Raw genomic sequence first — 18,046 nt, forward strand, 5'->3', positions numbered from 1 at the left:
GCACGAGCGGCGGCGGGGTCCTGCGATACCGTGGCGAGCGTGAGCAGCCAGGCCGAGACCCAGCCCGAGACGCGCGGCGCGCAGAGCTCGCACGGTGACGCCGTCCGTCCGGCCGCCCCCGCGCAGCCCCACGGGGCCGCCGTCGCGTCGGGTGGCGTCCCCTCGTCGAACGGGGAGAGCCACGAGACCCCGGAGGTGCGCGTCGACGTCGTCGGCCGCCCCCTGCCGGAGTTCCCGGTCCCTGCGCCGCTCGCGTCGCACGGGCCCGGGCGCATCATCGCGATGTGCAACCAGAAGGGCGGCGTCGGCAAGACCACGACCACGATCAACCTGGGCGCGACGCTCGCCGAGTACGGCCGCAAGGTCCTGCTCGTCGACTTCGACCCGCAGGGCGCCGCGTCGGTCGGGCTCGGGGTCAACCCGCACGAGCTCGACCGCACCGTCTACAACCTCCTCATGGAGCGGGGCGCGGACATCCACGACGTGCTCGTCCCGACGGACGTCGAGAACCTCGACCTCCTGCCCGCCAACATCGACCTGTCGGCGGCCGAGGTCCAGCTCGTCGGCGAGGTGGCGCGCGAGTCCGTGCTGTCGCGCGTGCTGCGCCCCGTCGTCGACGACTACGACGTGATCCTCGTGGACTGCCAGCCGTCGCTCGGCCTGCTCACCGTCAACGCGCTCACCGCCGCGCACGGCGTGCTCATCCCGCTGGAGTGCGAGTTCTTCGCGCTGCGCGGCGTGGCGCTGCTCGTCGAGACCATCGAGAAGGTGCGCGACCGGCTCAACCCGCGCCTCGACGTCGACGGGATCCTCGCGACGATGTTCGACTCGCGCACGCTGCACTCGCGCGAGGTCGTGGCGCGCGTGCACGAGGCGTTCGGGGACAAGCTGCTGCAGACCGTCATCGGGCGCACCGTGAAGTTCCCCGACGCGTCCGTCGCCGCCGAGCCCATCACCGTCTACGCGCCGACGCACCCCGGCGCCGTCGCCTACCGGCAGCTCGCCCGGGAGCTGGTCGCCCGTGGCGACGCCGCCTGAGCCGACGCCCGAGCCGTCGCCCGCCGCCGCGCCCGAGCCGGCGGCGCGGACCGGCTTCGAGGTCCGCCTCGACAACTTCAGCGGCCCGTTCGACCTGCTGCTCTCCCTCATCACCAAGCACAAGCTCGACATCACCGAGGTCGCGCTCGCGCGCGTGACCGACGACTTCATCGCGTACATCCGCGCCGCCGAGCGCGCGGCGACCGCGGCACACGCCGCGGGGGAGGACCACCCCGGCTGGGACCTCGGGACCGCGAGCGAGTTCCTCGTGGTCGCCGCGACCCTCCTCGACCTCAAGGCCGCGCGCCTGCTGCCTACGGGCAGCGTCGAGGACGACGAGGACCTCGCCCTGCTCGAGGCCCGTGACCTGCTGTTCGCCCGGCTGCTCCAGTACCGCGCGTACAAGGACGTCTCGGGCGTGCTCGCCGAGCGGTTCGAGAGCGCCGGGCGGCGTTTCCCGCGCGTCGTGCAGCTCGAGCCGCACCTCGCCGCGCTCCTGCCCGAGCTCGTGTGGACCATGGGTCCGGACCAGCTCGCCGCGTTCGCCGCCCGCGCGCTCGCCCCCAAGGCGCCGCCGCCCGGCGTCTCGCTCGACCACCTGCACGCGCCCGCGGTGAGCGTGCGCGAGCAGGCGGGGATCGTCGTGGACCGCGTGCGCGACCACGGCACGACGACGTTCCGCGCGCTCGTCGCGGACGCGGGGGAGACCGCGGTGGTCGTCGCCCGTTTCCTCGCCCTGCTCGAGCTCTTCCGCCAGGCGCTCGTCGCGTTCGACCAGGTGACCCCGCTCGGCGAGCTCACCGTCCGCTGGTCGGGCGACGACGCGCCGGCGCCTGCGCTCGCCGACGTCGGCAGCGAGTTCGACGAGGGCGACGGCGAGCCGGTCGACGCTCTCGAACCCACCGCCCAGGAGGTCCCCGCGTGACGCAGCCCGACGGCGCCCCCGCCCTCGACGAGGCGGTCGCGCCCGCCGTGCACGACCTCCCCGGGGGGTTGCCGGCGGCGCTCGAGGCCGTGCTCATGGTCGCGGACGAACCGATCCCGGTCGTCGAGCTCGCGACGGCGCTCGAGGTCCCCGTCGACGACGTGCTCAGCGCGCTGCACGACCTGGCTGCCGAGTACCGCGGCGACGACGGGGGACGGCCCCGCGGTTTCGAGCTGCGCGAGGCGGGCGGCGGGTGGCGCGTCTACTCGGCGCCCGCTCACGCCGAGGTCGTCGGGAGGTTCGTGCAGGGTGGCCAGACGGCCCGGCTCACGCAGGCGGCGTTGGAGACTCTGGCCGTGATCGCGTACCGTCAACCGGTCAGCCGCGGCCAGGTGTCGGCGGTGCGAGGGGTCAACGTGGACGGCGTGGTGCGCACTCTCGTGGCGCGCGGGCTCGTGGCCGAGGTCGGCCAGGACCCGCACACCGGCGCCGGTCTGTTCGGCACCACGGGCTACTTCCTCGAGCGCATGGGCTTCACGTCGCTCGACGAGCTGCCCCCGCTCGCGCCGCACCTGCCGGACATGGACGACCTCGAGGGCTTGGACGGTCTCGCCGACCTGCGCGGACCCGCACGGTCGGCCACCGTCGCGCCGTCGACGGACTCCGGTGGGGCTGACGAGGAGGGCGACGCACCGGCGGCGCCCGCAGCGACGGACGAAGGACACGCATGAGCTCGAAGGACGGCCGCCAGCCCGGCGGCGCTGGACGCGGACGCACGCCGAGGGGCGGGGCGGGCGGCGACCACCGGCGCGGGGCCTCCGGCGGGCAGGGTGCCGGGCAGCGTGGCGCCGGGCAGCAGCGTGGTGCCGGGCAGCGCGGGGCCGCGCCGCGCCCGCCACGGCCGCGCCGGGACGCCAGCCCCGCGCAGCCGCAGCGTGACGTGCACGTCGAGGACGGCGTGCGCCTGCAGAAGGTGCTCGCCTCGGCGGGCCTCGGCTCGCGCCGCGCGTGCGAGGACCTCATCAGCCAGGGGCGGGTCGAGGTCGACGGCGTCCGGGTCACCGAGCTGGGCGTGCGGGTCGACCCGGAGCGCGCTGTCGTGCACGTGGACGGGATGCGGCTCCAGCTCGACTCGTCGCGCGTGACGCTCGCGCTGAACAAGCCGCGCGGCGTCGTGTCCACGATGCACGACCCCGACGGCCGTCCGTCGATCGCGGAGCTCGTCGCGGACCGCCCCGAGCGGCTCTTCCACGTGGGACGCCTGGACGCGGACAGCGAAGGTCTGCTCCTGCTGACCAACGACGGCGAGCTCGCGAACCACCTCGCGCACCCGTCGCACGAGGTCCCCAAGACGTACCTCGTCACGGTGCGCGGCAAGGTGCCGGGCAACGTCGCCAACAAGTTCCTGCACGGCATCGAGCTGGAGGACGGCGTCGTGCGTGCGGACGCGTACCGCGTGGTCGACCAGGTCGCGGACCAGACGATGATCGAGGTCGTGCTGCACTCGGGGCGCAACCGGGTCGTGCGGCGCATGTTCGAGGAGGTCGGCTTCCCCGTGACGCGCCTCGTGCGCACGCGCATCGGCCCTATCGCGCTCGGCAACCTGCGACCCGGGACGACGCGCGTGCTCGGTCGCACGGAGCTCGGCACGCTCATGGCGGGCGTCGGCCTCTAGGGTCTCGTGTCCGCACCACCACCCCGACGGACCGCCGTGAGGCGGGCCGTCCCGCACGAAGGAGCACCATCCATGCCGGTCCGGGCGATCCGGGGCGCGACCCAGCTCGACGTCGACGAGCGCGAGCACCTGTTCGAGCGCACGCGCGAGCTGGTCCGGGAGGTGCTCGACGCGAACGCCGTCGACACCGACGCGCTCATCTCGATCCTCTTCACGTGCACGTCCGACCTCGTCGCCGACTTCCCGGCGGCCGCGGCGCGCGAGATGGGGCTCGGCGACGTCCCGCTCATGTGCGCGACGGAGATCGCGGTGCCGCACGCGCTGCCGCGCGTCGTACGCCTCATGGCGCACGCCGACCTCGACGTCGAGCGCTCCGCGGTCCAGCACGTGTACCTGCACGGGGCCACGTCGCTGCGCAAGGACCTGGCCCAGTGAGCGCGGGGGCGGCCGGCGCCGCGGGTCCGCTGGTGGTCGCCGTCGACGGTCCGTCGGGGTCGGGCAAGTCGAGCGTGTCCAAGGGCGTCGCGCGCCGGCTCGGGCTCGCCTACCTCGACACCGGTGCGATGTACCGTGCGGCCACGTGGTGGTGCCTGCACCGCGGCGAGGACCTCGCCGACCAGGCCGCGGTCGCGCACGCCGTACGCGTCATGCCGCTGGTCATGGGTCTGGACCCGACCGGGCCGACGGTCCACGTCGACGGGACGGACGTCGGCGAGGCGATCCGTTCCACGGAGATCTCGACGGCCGTGAGCGCGGTCGCGACCAACCTCGACGTCCGTGCCGAGCTGCGCCGCCTGCAGCGCGCGGTGATCGAGGCAGAGCGCACGCCGGAGGGCTTCGCGGGCGGGCGAGGAGTCGTGGCGGAAGGCCGGGACATCACGACCGTCGTCGCGCCGGACGCCGACGCGCGCGTGCTGCTCACGGCGAGCGAGGAGGCGCGCCTGGCGCGACGCTCGCTCGACGTGCACGGGACGGCCGACGCGGCCGCGGTCGAGGCGACCAAGGACCAGGTGCTGCGCCGGGACCGCGACGACGCGACGGTCTCGCAGTTCCTGGTCGCGGCCGACGGCGTCGTGACGGTCGACTCGTCCGAGCTCGACCTCGAGCAGACGATCGACGCCGTGCTCGCCGTCGTCGAGCAGGTCACCGGGCGGGTGGTCGGCCCGCGCCAGGGCCCGTGAGCCCGACGACGGGGCCGGTGCGCGACCGGGTGCCGTCGTCCACGGGACCGGCCTGGTCCCGCTGGGTCGGCCGCTTCCTCGCGCGCGTCGTCTGGTCGACCCAGGTCCTCGGTGCGCAGCACGTGCCGGCCGACGGCCCGGTCGTCCTGGCGGCGAACCACACGGGCTTCGTCGACGGGCCGATCGTGCTCGGCGTCGCGCCCCGCCCGCTGCACGTCCTCGTCAAGGAGGAGATGTTCGTCGGACCGGTCGGGTGGGTCCTGCGCGCGGCGGGCCAGATCCCGGTGGACCGCAGCGGCGGTCGTCGTGCGCTCGCGACCGGGCTGGGCGTGCTGCGCCGGGGCGGCGCGGTCGGCGTGTTCCCGGAGGGCAACCGCGGGCGCGGCGACGCGACCTCCGCCCGAGCCGGGGTCGCGTGGCTCGCCCTCAACGGCGGGGCCCGTGTCGTGCCGGTGGCCGTGCTCGGCACGCGCCGCACGGGCGAGGGCGTCAACCGTCTCCCGGGCCTGCGGCGCCGGCTCGTCGTCCGGTTCGGTGAGCCGTTCGCGGTCGAGCGGGCGCCCGGCGTGAGCGGCAAGCAGGCGCTCGAGGACGCGAACGAGCGCATCCGCACCGCCCTCGCGGAGCTCGTCGCGGACACCGTGGCCACCACGGGTCTGGCGCTGCCCACGGACGACCCGAACCGGGAGCGGCGGACGGCGCCGTGACGACGTCGCCGCAGGGGAGCCTCGACGGGCCGACGGGACCGACGACGGCCCACGTCGTGGGCGACCGCCCGGGCACGGGCATCCTCGTCGGCCTCGCGTCCGCGCTCGCGTTCGGCGCGAGCGGACCGTTCGTCAAGCCTCTGCTCGAGGCCGGGTGGAGCCCCGGCGCCGCCGTCTTCGCCCGGGCGCTGTGCTCGGCGCTCGTCCTCGCCCCGGTCGCGGCGGTCGCGCTGCGGGGCAGCCACCGGCTGCTGCGCGAGGAGTGGCGGCTCGTCCTCGGGTTCGGGCTCGTCGCGGTCGCCGGGACGCAGCTCTGCTACTTCGCGGCCGTCGCGCGCATGCCGGTGGGCATCGCGCTGCTCGTGGAGTACCTCGCCCCGGTCCTGCTCGTGGGCCTGGCGTGGCTGCGCACGCGGCACGTCCCGCCGCGGCTCACGCTCGCGGGGTGCGTCGTCGCGGTCGCCGGGCTCGTGCTCGTCGTGGACCCCGCAGGTGCGCGGCCCGACCTCGTCGGGGTCCTGTTCGCCCTCGGCGCGGCCGTCGGTCTCGGCGCCTACTTCGTCCTCTCGGCGCGGCCGACCCGCCTGCCGGCCGTCGCGCTCGCCGCGTCGGGGCTGGGCGTCGGGGCGCTCGCGCTCGGCGCGGCCGGCCTCGTGGGCGTGCTGCCGTTCGCCGCACCGTTCGTGGACGTCACCCTGCTCGGGTCGCCCGCGCCCTGGTGGGTTCCGCTGGCGGTCGTCGTGCTCGTCGCGACAGCGTTCGCCTACGTCTCCGGCGTGGCCGCGACCGTGCGCATGGGGGAGCGCCTCGCGTCGTTCGTCGGGCTGTCCGAGGTGCTGTTCGCCGTCGTCATCGCGTGGCTGCTCCTCGGGGAGGTGCCGAGCCTCGTGCAGGCCGCGGGCGGCGTCCTCGTCGTCGCCGGCGTGGTGCTCGTGCGCCTCGCGGGGTCGCCCGCCGCGCGGTAGGTTCGCGCGTAGCCGACCGCGCCGTCGCGAGGTCGTGGACGCGAGCCGGCACGCGGAGGGGGAGGACGGATGACCGACGCTCCGGGCAGGCCCACGACCGTGGACGAGTACCTGGCGACCCTGGCGCCCCCGGCGCGGGACGTCGTCGCGCACCTGCGCGCCGTCGTGCACGACACCGTGCCCGGCCTGGGCGAGCGCATCAGCTACGGCATCCCGACGTTCACGCTCGACGACCGCTACGTCGTGTACCTCGCGGGCTGGGCCCACCACGTCTCGCTGTACCCCGTCCCGGAGACGGACGACGCGCTGGCGCGCCGGATCGCGCGCTACCAGGACGGCAAGGGCACGCTGCGGTTCTCCCTGGCCGAGCCCGTGCCCGACGACGTCGTGCGCGCCGTGGTCCGCCGGCTCGCCGCGCGTGCCGGGGAGGTTCGCGACGGCAGGACGGGCTGACTTCCCCCGGGCGACCACCCGCGGGGACCCGCCAGGACGCGCCGACGGGGCCGGTTCGGAGCCTGGCCCGCGGCCTGGGAGAATGGATGCCATGACCACACCCGACCCCGCCCAGCCCGGCACGCCCGGACAGATCGACGCCGCCGGGCAGGCCGAGGAGCCCCAGGCGCTCGCGGACCCCGCGGACCCCGCGGACTCGGCGGACGACGCCGCGCGTGAGCGCGCGCTGCGCGTCGGCCTCGAGGACTACGAGCTGGAGGACACCGACCTCGTCCTCCTCGACGCCGACGGCGAGGTGATCGAGGGCTACGAGCCCGAGGCGCCGCTGCCCGTGCTCGCCGTGGTCGGTCGCCCGAACGTCGGCAAGTCGACGCTCGTCAACCGCATCATCGGTCGTCGCGAGGCGGTCGTCGAGGACAAGCCGGGCGTCACGCGCGACCGCGTGAGCTACCCCGCCGAGTGGGCCGGGCGCCGGTTCACGCTCGTGGACACGGGCGGCTGGGAGGTCGACGTCGCGGGCATCGAGTCGAAGGTCGCCGAGCAGGCGGAGGTCGCGATCTCGCTCGCGGACGCCGTGCTGTTCGTCGTCGACGCGACCGTCGGCGCCACCGCGACGGACGAGCGCGTCGTGCGGCTGCTGCGCGAGTCCGGCAAGCCGGTCGTGCTGTGCGCCAACAAGGTCGACGGGCAGTCGGGCGAGGCCGACGCGGCGTACCTGTGGAGCCTCGGCCTCGGCGAGCCGTACCCGGTGTCCGCGCTGCACGGGCGCGGCACGGGCGACCTGCTCGACGCGGCGATGGCCGCGCTGCCGACCGAGTCCGCCCACGGCGAGGTGCGCCCGACGGGCCCCCGCCGCGTCGCGCTCATCGGTCGCCCGAACGTCGGCAAGTCCTCGCTGCTCAACAAGATCGCCGGCGCGGACCGCGTCGTCGTCGACGAGACCGCGGGCACGACCCGCGACCCGGTCGACGAGCTCGTGACGATCAAGGACGTCCCCTACGTCCTCGTCGACACGGCCGGCATCCGCCGCCGCGTCCACCAGACCAAGGGCGCCGACTTCTACGCCTCGCTGCGCACGCAGGCCGCGATCGAGAAGGCCGAGCTCGCGGTCGTGCTCGTCGACGCGTCCGTCCCGCTCACCGAGCAGGACACGCGCGTCATCTCCCAGGTCGTCGACGCCGGTCGCGCGCTCGTCATCGCGTACAACAAGTGGGACCTCATGGACGAGGACCGCCGTCCGTTCCTCGAGCGCGAGATCGAGAAGGACCTGGTCCAGGTGCAGTGGGCGCCGCGCGTCAACGTCTCCGCGCGCACCGGCTGGCACACCGACCGCCTCGTGCCCGCGATCCAGCGCTCGCTCGAGTCGTGGGACACGCGCATCCCGACCGGTCGCCTCAACGCGTTCCTCGGCGAGCTCGTCGCCGCCCACCCGCACCCGCTGCGCGGCGGCAAGCAGCCCCGCATCCTCTTCGCGACCCAGGCGTCCACGCGGCCGCCGCGGTTCGTCATCTTCGCGACCGGCTTCCTCGAGGCCGGATACCGCCGGTTCATCGAACGCCGCCTGCGCGAGACGTTCGGGTTCGAGGGCACGCCCATCGAGATCAGCGTGCGCGTGCGGGAGAAGCGCAAGCGGTGAGCGACGGCGCGGCACGCGTCCCCGCGGGGGTGACCCGGCGGGGACGCGCGCTGCGCCTCGGCGTCGCGCGCGACACCGCCGCGACACGCCACCTCGTGACGTTCCTCGTCGTGACCGTCGCGACCGTGCTCGTCACGCGCTTCCTGCTCGCCGCGTCGGGGTACCCGCAGGTCGGCGGGGGAGACCTGCACGTGGCGCACGTGCTCTGGGGCGGGCTCGGGATGGCGCTCGCGGTCGTCGTGCTGCTGTCGTTCGTCGGTCCCGCGCTGCGCTCGCTCGGGGCGGTGCTCGGCGGCGTGGGGTTCGGGCTGTTCGTCGACGAGATCGGCAAGTTCGTCACGGCGGACAACGACTACTTCTACCAGCCGACCGCGGCGCTCATCTACGCGACCGTCGTGGTCCTCGTGCTCGTGGTCGAGGCGCTGCACGGGCGGCGCCGCCACCACCCGGCCGAGTACCTGGCGGTCGCGACGGACCGGGCCGTCGCGGGCGTCGCGGGCGGGTTCACCGACGACGCGCGCGGGGAGGCCAGGGCGCTCGTCGCGCTCGGCCGGGGCGAGCCCGGGGCGGACGAGGTCGCGGCGCTCGTCGAGGCCGTGCCGCGGGACGACGTCGACCTCCCCGACCCGGTCCGCGGTCTGGTGCGCCGCGCGTCGTCCTGGTTCGCCGCGGCGCTGGAGCGGCGCTGGGCGGCCGTCGTGGCCGTGGTCCTCGTGCTCGGGACCGCGCTGGGGTCGTTGCTGGCGGGGATACGCGTGCTGTCGGGCGGGATCGACGTGCCCGCGTGGGTCGGTGCGGGGATCGTCGTCGGCGTCGCAGGGACGGTCGTGTGCGTCGTCGTCGGTGTGCTGACCGCGCGGGGTGGTCGCCCCGCGGACCGGCGCGCGGCCGCCGTCTGGGTCCGGCGCGGCGTGCTCGTGTCCCTGCTCCTCACGCAGCTCCTCGTGTTCCGTGCGCTCCAGTGGGTCGGCGTCGCCGGGCTGGCGGTCGACCTGCTCGTGCTGGCCGCGCTCGGCGCCGCCCTCGGCGGGGACGACGAGCGTCGCCGGGTGTCGTCACGCGCCTCCGACGCGAGCATCCCGCCGCGAGATGGCGACGTACGGCCCAGATAGCGACGTACGGACGCTCAGGAGTGGCTTGGCGTGCGGTACGTCGCCATCTGGGGATCCTCGGACTCGGGATGCTCAGACGCCGACGGTCGCCGGCCTCAGCGCAGCGGCGAGACGGCGCACCTCCGCGAGCATGCGTGTGGCGGCCTGGGCGAGGCTGCCGTCGTCCTGGATCCGGCCGTCGTCGTCGAGCCAGCGACGCAGGTGCACGGTGACGGCGCTCGCGATGGGAACCATGCCGAGGGCGACGACGACGGGCGTGATCGCCTCGACCGCGCGCATCCCGCCCGAGGACATCCCGTAGGACACGAAGCCGACAGGCTTGTCGCGCCACTCGTCAGCCAGGTAGTCGAGCGCGTTCTTCAGCGGGGCGGTGTACCCACGGTTGTACTCCGGCATGACGAGGACGACGGCGTCCGCCGCGTCCACGCGCGCGCTCCACGCGAGCGTGTGGGCGTGCACGTACCCGCCGGAGTGCGCGTCGACGGGCTCGTCGAGGAACGGCAGGGCGATCTCGGCGAGGTCCGCGACGTCGACCTCGAGGTCCGGGTCGGCGGGCACCTGGGAGAGGAACCAGCCGGCGACGGCGGGGCCGACACGGGTGGGGCGGGTGCTGGCGACGACGACGAGCAGCTTCACGAGCGGTCTCCTGGGGTGGTGGGGAGGGACTCCGCGGACGCGTGGTCCGTGGAGCGCCGGGTCGGGACGGTGAACAGGGTGAGGAACGGCTGGACGAGAGGTCCGACGGCGAACGCGTAGACGACGGTGCCGACGCCGACCGTCCCCCCGAGCGCGAAGCCGGCCGCGAGGACGACGAGCTCGATCCCGAGGCGCGACCAGCGCAGTGACAAGCCGCGGGCGGCGAGCCCGGTCATGAGCCCGTCGCGCGGACCGGGCCCGTACCCCGCGCCGATGTAGAGACCGGTCGCCGCGGCGTTGACGACGACGCCCGCGACGAGCAGGGCGACGCGCCCGGGGAGCGCCTCGACGGTCGGGAGGACCGCGAGGGTCAGGTCGACGAACACACCGACGAGCACGACGTTCGCGACGGTGCCGAGTCCGGGGCGCTGGCGCAGCGGGATCCAGAGCACGAGCACGACGACGCTCGCCAGGATCACGACGACGCCCAGCGGTAGTCCGGTCGCGCGGGCGACGCCCTGGTGCAGGACGTCCCACGGGAAAAGCCCGAGATCGGCGCGCACGAGCAGCGCGATGCTCGCACCGAAGAGCGCGAGCCCGACCACGAGCTGGGCGAGGCGCCGTGTCGTTGACATGTCATCGATGCAACCACGGACTCGATGACATGTCAACGAGTGTGCGATGCTGGACCCATGACCGACGTTGCCGAGCCTCGATGGCTCTCGCCCGACGAGGAACGTGCGTGGCGCGCCTACCGCCGCATGCAGACCGTCCTGCCCGTCGCGCTCGCGCGCGACCTCGCGCGGGACTCCGGACTGTCCGACCCCGACTACGACGTGCTCTCGACCCTGTCCGAGCAGGCAGGGCACCGGTGGCAGCTCCGCGACCTCGCCGCCCGCATGCTCTGGTCCCGCAGCCGGCTCTCGCACCACCTCGCGCGCATGGAGACGCGCGGGCTCGTCCGGCGCGAGGCGGACGCGGACGACGGCCGCAACGCCGTCGTCGTCCTCACCGACCACGGGTTCGCGACGCTCGAGGCCGCCGCGCCCGCGCACGTCGCGTCCGTACGCCGCCACCTCGTCGACCTCGCCACGCCCGACGAGCTCGCGGCGCTCGCGGCCCTCGCCGAACGCGTCGTCGCCGAGGTGGGCGACCTCTCGTAGCGCGGCGAGCGACCACCCACGACGCGGTGCTCGCGCGCTCGCCCGCCGACGGCGCGACCCGAGGCGCGACGAGGTCGCGACGGGCGACGGGTGCCACGGCCCCGCGACAGGGCGGCCCTGACCGCACGGCGATGCGTGCGGCCAGGGCCGGGTGGGACGGTGACCGTCAGCGCATGGTGGTGACGGGGAACCCGTCCATGTCGTCGAACGACTGGTTCTCGCCCGCCATGGCCCACACGAACGAGTACGCGGCCGTCCCGACGCCCGAGTGCACGGACCAGCTCGGGGAGATGACGGCCTCGCGGTCGGCCACCACGAGGTGGCGGGTCTCGGTCGGCCGGCCGCACAGGTGCACGACCCGCGCGTCGGCGGGCACGTCGAAGTAGAGGTAGCACTCGGTGCGGCGGTCGTGGGTGTGAGCCGGCATGGTGTTCCACATGCTGCCGGGGTGCAGCGACGTCACGCCCATCACGATCTGGCATGACTTCACGCCGTTCTCGTGGATGTACTGGTTGAGCGAGCGGCGGTTCGACGTGACCTGGTCGCCGAGCTCGCGCACCGTGCCCTGGCCGGGCAGCGTGAGCACCGTCGGGTAGGCGGTGTGCGCGGGCGCGGAGAACAGGTAGAACGCGGCCGGGCCCTCGTCGCCCGAGCCGGCGTTCGCGAACACGACCTCGCGCACGCCGCGGCCCACGTACAGGCACGCGCCCTTGGGCAGCTCGTGCACCTCGCCGTCGGTCGTCACCGTGCCGGCGCCCCCGACGTTGACGATGCCGACCTCGCGGTGCTCGAGGAAGTACTCGCTGCGGATCTCGTCGTAGGTGGGGAGGGCGAGTGGCGCGTCGCCGGGCACGGCGCCGCCGAGGACGACGCGGTCGTGGTGGGTGTAGGTGACGTTCACCTCGCCCGGGACGAACAGGTCCTGGACGAGGAAGCGGTCGCGCAGCTCCTGCGTCGTCGCTCCGGTGATCTGCTCGGGGCTGGTGGCGTAGCGCTGTTCCACGGTTCTGCTCTCCTGGTAGTGCGGGTGGTGCTCAGGTCGGTCTGCGGTGCGGCGCCGTGCTCAGCGCACGAGCCAGCCGCCGTCCACGGGGACGACGGCACCGTTGACGTAGTCGGACGCCGAGGACGCGAGGAACACGAACGTCCCGGCGAGGTCGTCGGGCGTGCCCCAGCGTGCGGCGGGGATGCGGTCCGCGATGGAGCGCTCGCGCGCCTCGTCGGCACGGATCGGCGCCGTGTTGTCCGTCGCCATGTACCCGGGGGCGATCGCGTTGGCGTTGACGCCCTTCGCGGCGAGCTCGTTCGCGAACGCCTTGGTGATGCCCGCGACGGCGTGCTTCGAGGCGGTGTAGCCCGGCACGAGGATGCCGCCCTGGAACGACAGCATCGACGCGATGTTGATGATCTTCCCGGAGCCCTGCTCGGCGAAGCGGCGGCCCGCGGCCTGGGACAGGTGGAACACCGCGTCGAGGTTGATCGCCAGCACGTCGTCCCAGTCCTGCGCGGGGTGCTCGAGCAGCGGCGCGCGGCGGATGATGCCGGCGTTGTTGACGAGCACGTCGATCCGCCCGAGGACGTCCACGACCTCGGCGACCACGTCGTGCAGGTCCTGGGCGGACGTCTCCAGCAGGTCGCGCTCGAGCACGTGCACGCGGCGGCCGAGCGCCTCGACCGCCGCGACCGTCTCGCTCGGCGTGCTGCGGTCGAGCAGCGCGACGTCCGCGCCGGCCTCGGCGAGCGCGACGGCCGCGCCCTGCCCGAGACCACGGCTCGAGCCGGTCACGAGCGCGACCTTCCCGTCGAGGCGGAACCGGTCGAGGATCATGCGTTCTCTCCTTCGTTCTGTGCTGCGTCGGCAGCGGCGGCGAACCGCGTCGTCAGCGCGCCGAGCCCGGCGACGCGGATCGTCACGGCGTCGCCGTGCGCGAGCGGGCGGTGCGCGGCGAGCGCGTCGGGCAGCTTCTGGGGGGTCCCGGTCGAGATCACGTCGCCGGGCTCGAGGGTCATGACCTGGCTGACGTACGCGACCAGGTCCGGCAGACGGAACACCATCGTCGAGGTGCTCTGCGACACCGTGACGGCGCCCTCGCGCTCCACCTCGACCACGAGGTCGTGGAAGTCGGGCACCTCGTCGGCGGTCACCACGGCGGGGCCGAGCTGGCCGAACCCGTCGAAGCACTTGCCGAGCGTCCACTGGCTCGACCGGCGCTGCCACGCGCGGTCCGAGACGTCGTCGAACAGCGTGTACCCCGCGACGTGCGACATCGCGTCCTCGGGGCGCACGCGGTGCGCCCGCGCCCCGATCAAGACCGCGATCTCGCCCTCGTAGTCGACGTCGTCCGCGACCGGCGGCAGCGTCACGACGTCGTCGGGACCGCTCAGCGTGTTCGGCGTCTTGACGAACACGTCGGGGAACGCCGGGTCGGCCGCCGTCGGGTCCTCGCCGTCGGGCACGTGCCCGCGGTAGTTGTACCCGAGGCACAGGATCGTGCGCGGGCGCACGGGGGGTGCGAGCCGGGCGTCGTCGGCGAGCGGCAGCGCGGCGGCGACCGCGCCCTCGACGGCGGCGCGGGCGCGCGCGCCGAGCGCGGCGTCCGCGAGGACGTCGGTGACCGTGACGCCCGGGCCGAGGACCGGGGTCAGGTCGAGCAGGCGCTCACGGGCGCCGTCGGGCACGAGGGCGCCGGGGCGCTCCTCGCCGTCGGGGACGTGCGTGACGAGCCTCACCAGTACCGCACCCAGCCCGGGCGCGTGTGGCGCACGAGCGCCTCGAGGTAGAAGTAGTCGCCCCACAGGCAGCCCTCGTCGACGCCGATGCTCTTCGGCGCGTCGTAGACGGAGTGGAGCAGCAGGGCGTCGGAGTCCGCGCCCTCGGCGGCGGGCGTGTACCCGGTGACCAGTGCGCGCAGCATGTCGTAACCGGCACGCGCGTACCGGTCGCGCCGCTCGGGGTCGGTCTCGACCGACGCGAGCTCGTGCAGCCCGCAGGCCGCGATCGCGGCGGCCGAGCTGTCGCGCGGGGCGTCGCTGCCATCGGTGTAGACGAGGTCCCAGAAGGGCACGCCGTCCGAGGGCAGGTGCGCGAGGAAGTAGTCGGCGCAGCGCCGCGACGCCTCCAGCAGCGCGGGGTTCCCCGTGACCTGGTGGTTCATCGCGAAGCCGTAGATGCCCCACGCCTGGCCGCGGGCCCAGCACGAGTCGTCGCCCGCACCCTGCTCCGTGCCGCCGCGCAGCGCCTCGCCCGTCACGGCATCCCAGTAGAACGTGTGGAACGTCGTGTCGTCGTCGCGCAGGATGTGCGCCTCGAGCTGCTCGGTGTGGCGGCGGACCGCGTCGGGGAAGCGGGCCTCGCCCGTCTGCTCGCCCGCCCACGTCAGGAGCGGCATGTTCATGAGGCTGTCGATGATCGTGCGCCCGCGCTGGGCCGGGTCGGACAGGTCGCCCCAGGCCTGGAGGATGCCCGCGGGCTCGAGGAACCGGATCATGAGGTGGTCCGCGGCCGAGAGCGCGGCGGTGCGCGCCGTCTCGTCGCCTAGCAGTCGCCAGGGCGCGACGCACGACAGCGTGTAGAGGAACCCGAGGTCGTGGGTCTGCAGGTCCTCGCCCTGGGCGACGCGCCGGGCGAAGTCGGCGACGTGGCGCTCGCCCGCGACGCGGAACGCGTCGTCGCCCGTCACCTCGTACGCGAGCCACTGCATCCCCGGCCAGAAGCTCGTGGTCCAGCCCCGGTTCGCGCCCTCCGCGAACTCGGGGGTCGCCGGGCGCGGCGGGTAGAGGCCGTCGCGGGTGGTGTCGTCGGGGTAGGTGTCGCCGAACGCGGCGATGTTGCGACGGACCGTCGCGATCGCTGCGTCGACGGCGGGTGCGAGCTCGGTGGCGAGCTCGGTGGCGAGCGTCATCAGGACTTCCTTCTGGTCGGCGCACGACGGTGCGGCGACGGTCGGTGTGCGGGGTCTGAGGGCCAGGGAGGGCTACGGGTTCCGCTCCAGCACGGAGCGCAGCGCGTGCCGTGCCGCGCCCCACGCGACGAAGAGGAGCGGAGCGAGCGCGAGACCCAGGCCCACGGCGGGACGGGTGGCGACGAGCGAGACGAGCATGCCGAGCACGAGCAGCGAGGGCGCCGTGAGGTACCAGCGGCGCACGCCCGCGAACAGGCTGACGCGCAGCAGCTCGCGCAGCCGCAGCGTCGGGTGGTCGGGGAGGGCGACCGTCGCGACGAGCGCGGTCACGAGCCCCAGGGCGCCGAGCGTCACGAAGAACGGGATGGCGACGGCGCCGACGGGAAGCCCCCAGACCGCGCGCACGTCGACGGCGACCACGACGAGGAGACCGGTCGTCAGCGCGCCGAGCGCGACGGCCCGGCGCCAGTGGGTGCGGTAGCCGCGCCAGAACGTGCGCACGGGCTGGACCGAGCCGTCCGCGGAGAACGCGCGGAACACCGCGAACGCCGCGACGACCGCCGGCGCGCAGAACGGCGCGAGGAGCACGAGCGCCGGCCAGGACGCGGCCGGGTCGGTCGTCAGCAGGAGCACGACGAGGGGCAGGGCGGCGAGCACGACGAGCACGTTCGTGACGAGGCCCGTGTAGACGGTGCCGAACGCCAGCTCGTACATCTCGTGGTTGAAGATGCGCCGCCGGGGAGCCTGCGAGGACGCCCTCGAGGGTCGCGTGCCGGTCCTGGGCGGGACGGTCGTGGTGGCCATCGCGTCAGCCCTTCACGCCGGTGGTCGCGATGCCCTCGACGAAGTAGCGCTGGCCGAGGAGGAAGATCACCGCGATGGGCAGCACCGAGAGGACGGAGCCCGTCATGATGAGCGCGTACTCGGCGTTGTACTGGCTGATGAACGTCTTGAGACCCAGCTGGACGGTCCACAGCTCGGGGCTGCGCAGGTAGATCAGGGGCCCGAGGTAGTCGTTCCAGGTGTTGACGAACGTCAGGAGCGTGAGGCTCGCGATCGCCGGCACGGACAGCGGCAGCATGATCCGCCGCCAGATGCCCCACTCCGAGAGCCCGTCGATGCGCGCGGCCTCGTTGAGCGACTCGGGGATCGACTCGAAGTACTGCTTCATGAGGAAGACGCCGAACGCGCCGAACGCCTGGAGCAGCAGGATCGACCACAGCGTGTTCGCGAGCCCGAAGTCGGACAGCATGACGAACTGCGGGATCATGTACGACTGCCAGGGCACCGCGATGGTCCCGATGTAGACCAGGAAGAGCAGGTCGCGCCCGGGGAAGCGCATCCGGGCGAACCCGTAGGCGGCGAAGCTCCCGGTGAAGACCTGGAGGAACGTGACGCCGACGGACAGCAGCAGGGTGTTCCCGAGCCACGTCGTCATGTCCGAGCGTGTCCAGATGTCCAGGTAGTTCTGCCAGACCACGGGGTCCGGGATCCACTGGACGGGCACGGTGAAGACCTGGTTGTTGGTCTTCAGCGACGAGATGATCATCCAGACGAAGGGGAGCAGCAGCCCCAGGGCGGCGACCGTCATGACGACGTAGCCGACGGCCTTACCGACGACGGGGCCGACCCGGCGGTCCTCCGTCCGGAGCACCTGAACCGGCGTGGCGGGGGCGTCGGTGGGAGGGGTCTCGAGGGCGGTCATCACGCCTCCTTCTTCTTGTTCCAGAAGAACTGGAACAGCGTCACGGCGATGCAGATGAGGAAGAGGGAGACCGAGACCGCGGACGCGTAGCCGAACTGGTTCTCCACGAAGCCCTTCTGCCAGATGTACTGGCTCAGGACGAGGGTCGACTGCCCGGGCCCGCCGTTGGTCATGACGAGGATGAGGTCGAAGACCTTGAACGAACCGATGGTGAGCATCACGGTGACGAAGAACATCGTGGGGCGCAGGCAGGGCAGGGTCACGTTGAGGAACCGCTGCCAGGCGCTCGCACCGTCCATGCGCGCCGCCTCGTGCAGCTCGGCGGGCACGGTCTGCAGGCCCGCGAGGAGCAGCAGCATGTAGTAGCCCATCTCGCGCCACGTGCCGACGATGATGACGGCGGGCATCGCCCAGGTGGCGGACGTGGTCCAGCCCGGCGGGTCGTCGACGCCGAGGGCGGTCAGGAACTGGTTGATCGGCCCGAACTCGGGGCTGAAGAGCATGTTCCACACCACCGCGATCGCGACGATCGACGTGATGTAGGGGAAGAACGCGACCGTGCGGAAGAAGGCGACCCCCCGCATCTTGCGGTTGAGCAGCAGGGCGAGGCCGAGGGCCGCGGCCAGGGTGAGCGGGATGTGCACGACCGCGTAGTAGAGCGTGTTGAGCAACGCCTTGTGGTAGCTGCCGTCCTGGACGAGCCGCGCGTAGTTGTCGACCCCGGTCCACTGCGCCACGCCGAACACGTTCCAGTTCGTGAACGACATGTAGAAGAGGATCAGCACGGGGACGAGGGTGAGGATCGTGAACCCGACGAAGTTCGGCAGGATGAAGCTCCAGCCGATGAGGGTGTTGCGCCACTTCAGCCGGCTGCCCGGCCGACGGCGCGGGGTGGGTGCGCCGGCCGCGGCGACGAGCTCGCGCTCTTCGACGGCGTTGGTCGCCATG

General features: G+C 73.7%; 21 protein-coding genes. 12 read left to right on the top strand and 9 right to left on the bottom strand.

Going from position 1 to position 18,046, the window contains the following annotated elements:
* Positions 1-195 precede the first annotated feature (195 nt).
* From FIC82_RS11420 to FIC82_RS11470, 11 genes are all read left to right on the top strand, one after another.
* Positions 196-1,038 carry a ParA family protein gene (locus FIC82_RS11420; RefSeq protein ID WP_168732266.1) on the top strand — a complete coding sequence of 281 codons (843 nt, stop codon included), beginning with the start codon at positions 196-198 and terminating at the stop codon, positions 1,036-1,038.
* Positions 1,022-1,963, top strand: a complete 942-nt coding sequence (locus FIC82_RS11425) for a segregation and condensation protein A (protein WP_168731774.1) — start codon at positions 1,022-1,024, stop codon at positions 1,961-1,963. Before FIC82_RS11420 ends, FIC82_RS11425 begins: the two co-directional genes overlap by 17 nt.
* Positions 1,960-2,694 (top strand): SMC-Scp complex subunit ScpB, encoded by a 735-nt coding sequence (gene scpB / locus FIC82_RS11430; RefSeq protein ID WP_253691067.1) that lies wholly within the window; start codon positions 1,960-1,962, stop codon positions 2,692-2,694. The genes FIC82_RS11425 and scpB overlap by 4 nt, the downstream gene beginning before the upstream one ends.
* Positions 2,691-3,638 carry a pseudouridine synthase gene (locus tag FIC82_RS11435; RefSeq protein ID WP_154798627.1) on the top strand — a complete coding sequence of 316 codons (948 nt, stop codon included), beginning with the start codon at positions 2,691-2,693 and terminating at the stop codon, positions 3,636-3,638. The genes scpB and FIC82_RS11435 overlap by 4 nt, the downstream gene beginning before the upstream one ends.
* Before the next feature lie 72 nt (positions 3,639-3,710).
* On the top strand, positions 3,711-4,073 hold the full coding sequence (gene aroH, locus FIC82_RS11440) for a chorismate mutase (RefSeq protein ID WP_154798628.1): 363 nt from the start codon (positions 3,711-3,713) through the stop codon (positions 4,071-4,073).
* Entirely contained in the window at positions 4,070-4,819 is a 750-nt protein-coding gene (gene cmk / locus FIC82_RS11445) for a (d)CMP kinase (RefSeq protein ID WP_253691069.1), read from the top strand. Before aroH ends, cmk begins: the two co-directional genes overlap by 4 nt.
* Positions 4,816-5,526: a lysophospholipid acyltransferase family protein gene (locus tag FIC82_RS11450; RefSeq protein WP_168731775.1), complete on the top strand. Its 711-nt coding sequence runs from the start codon at positions 4,816-4,818 to the stop codon at positions 5,524-5,526. Before cmk ends, FIC82_RS11450 begins: the two co-directional genes overlap by 4 nt.
* A complete protein-coding gene (locus FIC82_RS11455) occupies positions 5,523-6,491 on the top strand; it encodes an EamA family transporter (RefSeq protein ID WP_253691071.1) in 969 nt (322 codons plus the stop codon). The genes FIC82_RS11450 and FIC82_RS11455 overlap by 4 nt, the downstream gene beginning before the upstream one ends.
* 69 nt (positions 6,492-6,560) lie before the next feature.
* Positions 6,561-6,944 (top strand): iron chaperone, encoded by a 384-nt coding sequence (locus FIC82_RS11460; protein WP_154798629.1) that lies wholly within the window; start codon positions 6,561-6,563, stop codon positions 6,942-6,944.
* A 91-nt stretch (positions 6,945-7,035) separates the two neighbouring features.
* A complete protein-coding gene (gene der / locus FIC82_RS11465) occupies positions 7,036-8,580 on the top strand; it encodes a ribosome biogenesis GTPase Der (protein ID WP_154798630.1) in 1,545 nt (514 codons plus the stop codon).
* Positions 8,577-9,692, top strand: a complete 1,116-nt coding sequence (locus FIC82_RS11470; protein ID WP_216609901.1) for a hypothetical protein — start codon at positions 8,577-8,579, stop codon at positions 9,690-9,692. The genes der and FIC82_RS11470 overlap by 4 nt, the downstream gene beginning before the upstream one ends.
* 72 nt (positions 9,693-9,764) lie before the next feature.
* Here the strand turns inward: FIC82_RS11470 and FIC82_RS11475 are convergent, their stop codons facing one another.
* Together FIC82_RS11475 and yczE are read right to left on the bottom strand one after the other, a co-directional pair.
* Positions 9,765-10,328, bottom strand: a complete 564-nt coding sequence (locus FIC82_RS11475; RefSeq protein ID WP_168731776.1) for an NADPH-dependent FMN reductase — start codon at positions 10,326-10,328, stop codon at positions 9,765-9,767.
* A complete protein-coding gene (gene yczE, locus FIC82_RS11480) occupies positions 10,325-10,963 on the bottom strand; it encodes a membrane protein YczE (RefSeq protein ID WP_154798631.1) in 639 nt (212 codons plus the stop codon). The genes FIC82_RS11475 and yczE overlap by 4 nt, the downstream gene beginning before the upstream one ends.
* 57 nt (positions 10,964-11,020) lie before the next feature.
* Between yczE and FIC82_RS11485 the strand changes: the two genes are divergently transcribed.
* A complete protein-coding gene (locus FIC82_RS11485) occupies positions 11,021-11,491 on the top strand; it encodes a MarR family winged helix-turn-helix transcriptional regulator (protein WP_154798632.1) in 471 nt (156 codons plus the stop codon).
* A 166-nt stretch (positions 11,492-11,657) separates the two neighbouring features.
* Here the strand turns inward: FIC82_RS11485 and kduI are convergent, their stop codons facing one another.
* From kduI to FIC82_RS11520, 7 genes are all read right to left on the bottom strand, one after another.
* Complete coding sequence (kduI, locus tag FIC82_RS11490) at positions 11,658-12,494, bottom strand: 5-dehydro-4-deoxy-D-glucuronate isomerase (RefSeq protein WP_168731777.1); 837 nt, start codon at positions 12,492-12,494, stop codon at positions 11,658-11,660.
* Positions 12,495-12,554: 60 nt separating this feature from the next.
* Positions 12,555-13,319 carry a 2-dehydro-3-deoxy-D-gluconate 5-dehydrogenase KduD gene (gene kduD, locus FIC82_RS11495; protein ID WP_154798633.1) on the bottom strand — a complete coding sequence of 255 codons (765 nt, stop codon included), beginning with the start codon at positions 13,317-13,319 and terminating at the stop codon, positions 12,555-12,557.
* Complete coding sequence (locus tag FIC82_RS11500; protein WP_168731778.1) at positions 13,316-14,221, bottom strand: fumarylacetoacetate hydrolase family protein; 906 nt, start codon at positions 14,219-14,221, stop codon at positions 13,316-13,318. The genes kduD and FIC82_RS11500 overlap by 4 nt, the downstream gene beginning before the upstream one ends.
* Complete coding sequence (locus tag FIC82_RS11505) at positions 14,218-15,393, bottom strand: glycoside hydrolase family 88 protein (protein ID WP_154798634.1); 1,176 nt, start codon at positions 15,391-15,393, stop codon at positions 14,218-14,220. The genes FIC82_RS11500 and FIC82_RS11505 overlap by 4 nt, the downstream gene beginning before the upstream one ends.
* Before the next feature lie 72 nt (positions 15,394-15,465).
* Positions 15,466-16,197 carry a DUF624 domain-containing protein gene (locus FIC82_RS11510; RefSeq protein ID WP_154798635.1) on the bottom strand — a complete coding sequence of 244 codons (732 nt, stop codon included), beginning with the start codon at positions 16,195-16,197 and terminating at the stop codon, positions 15,466-15,468.
* Positions 16,198-16,201: 4 nt separating this feature from the next.
* A complete protein-coding gene (locus FIC82_RS11515; RefSeq protein WP_154798636.1) occupies positions 16,202-17,098 on the bottom strand; it encodes a carbohydrate ABC transporter permease in 897 nt (298 codons plus the stop codon).
* Entirely contained in the window at positions 17,098-18,045 is a 948-nt protein-coding gene (locus tag FIC82_RS11520) for a carbohydrate ABC transporter permease (protein WP_154798637.1), read from the bottom strand. The genes FIC82_RS11515 and FIC82_RS11520 overlap by 1 nt, the downstream gene beginning before the upstream one ends.
* Position 18,046 lies beyond the last annotated feature (1 nt).

The organism is Cellulosimicrobium protaetiae (genome assembly GCF_009708005.2).
GTDB lineage: Bacteria > Actinomycetota > Actinomycetes > Actinomycetales > Cellulomonadaceae > Cellulosimicrobium > Cellulosimicrobium protaetiae.

Excerpts from the sequence above, each read along its gene's own strand:
- aroH (WP_154798628.1), top strand. The coding sequence starts at position 3,711 with ATGCCGGTCCGGGCGATCCGGGGCGCGACCCAGCTCGACGTCGACGAG.
- FIC82_RS11460 (WP_154798629.1), top strand. The coding sequence starts at position 6,561 with ATGACCGACGCTCCGGGCAGGCCCACGACCGTGGACGAGTACCTGGCG.
- FIC82_RS11520 (WP_154798637.1), bottom strand. The coding sequence starts at position 18,045 with ATGGCGACCAACGCCGTCGAAGAGCGCGAGCTCGTCGCCGCGGCCGGC.
- FIC82_RS11515 (WP_154798636.1), bottom strand. The coding sequence starts at position 17,098 with ATGACCGCCCTCGAGACCCCTCCCACCGACGCCCCCGCCACGCCGGTT.
- FIC82_RS11505 (WP_154798634.1), bottom strand. The coding sequence starts at position 15,393 with ATGACGCTCGCCACCGAGCTCGCCACCGAGCTCGCACCCGCCGTCGAC.
- der (WP_154798630.1), top strand. The coding sequence starts at position 7,036 with ATGACCACACCCGACCCCGCCCAGCCCGGCACGCCCGGACAGATCGAC.
- yczE (WP_154798631.1), bottom strand. The coding sequence starts at position 10,963 with ATGTCAACGACACGGCGCCTCGCCCAGCTCGTGGTCGGGCTCGCGCTC.
- FIC82_RS11485 (WP_154798632.1), top strand. The coding sequence starts at position 11,021 with ATGACCGACGTTGCCGAGCCTCGATGGCTCTCGCCCGACGAGGAACGT.
- kduD (WP_154798633.1), bottom strand. The coding sequence starts at position 13,319 with ATGATCCTCGACCGGTTCCGCCTCGACGGGAAGGTCGCGCTCGTGACC.
- FIC82_RS11435 (WP_154798627.1), top strand. The coding sequence starts at position 2,691 with ATGAGCTCGAAGGACGGCCGCCAGCCCGGCGGCGCTGGACGCGGACGC.
- FIC82_RS11510 (WP_154798635.1), bottom strand. The coding sequence starts at position 16,197 with ATGGCCACCACGACCGTCCCGCCCAGGACCGGCACGCGACCCTCGAGG.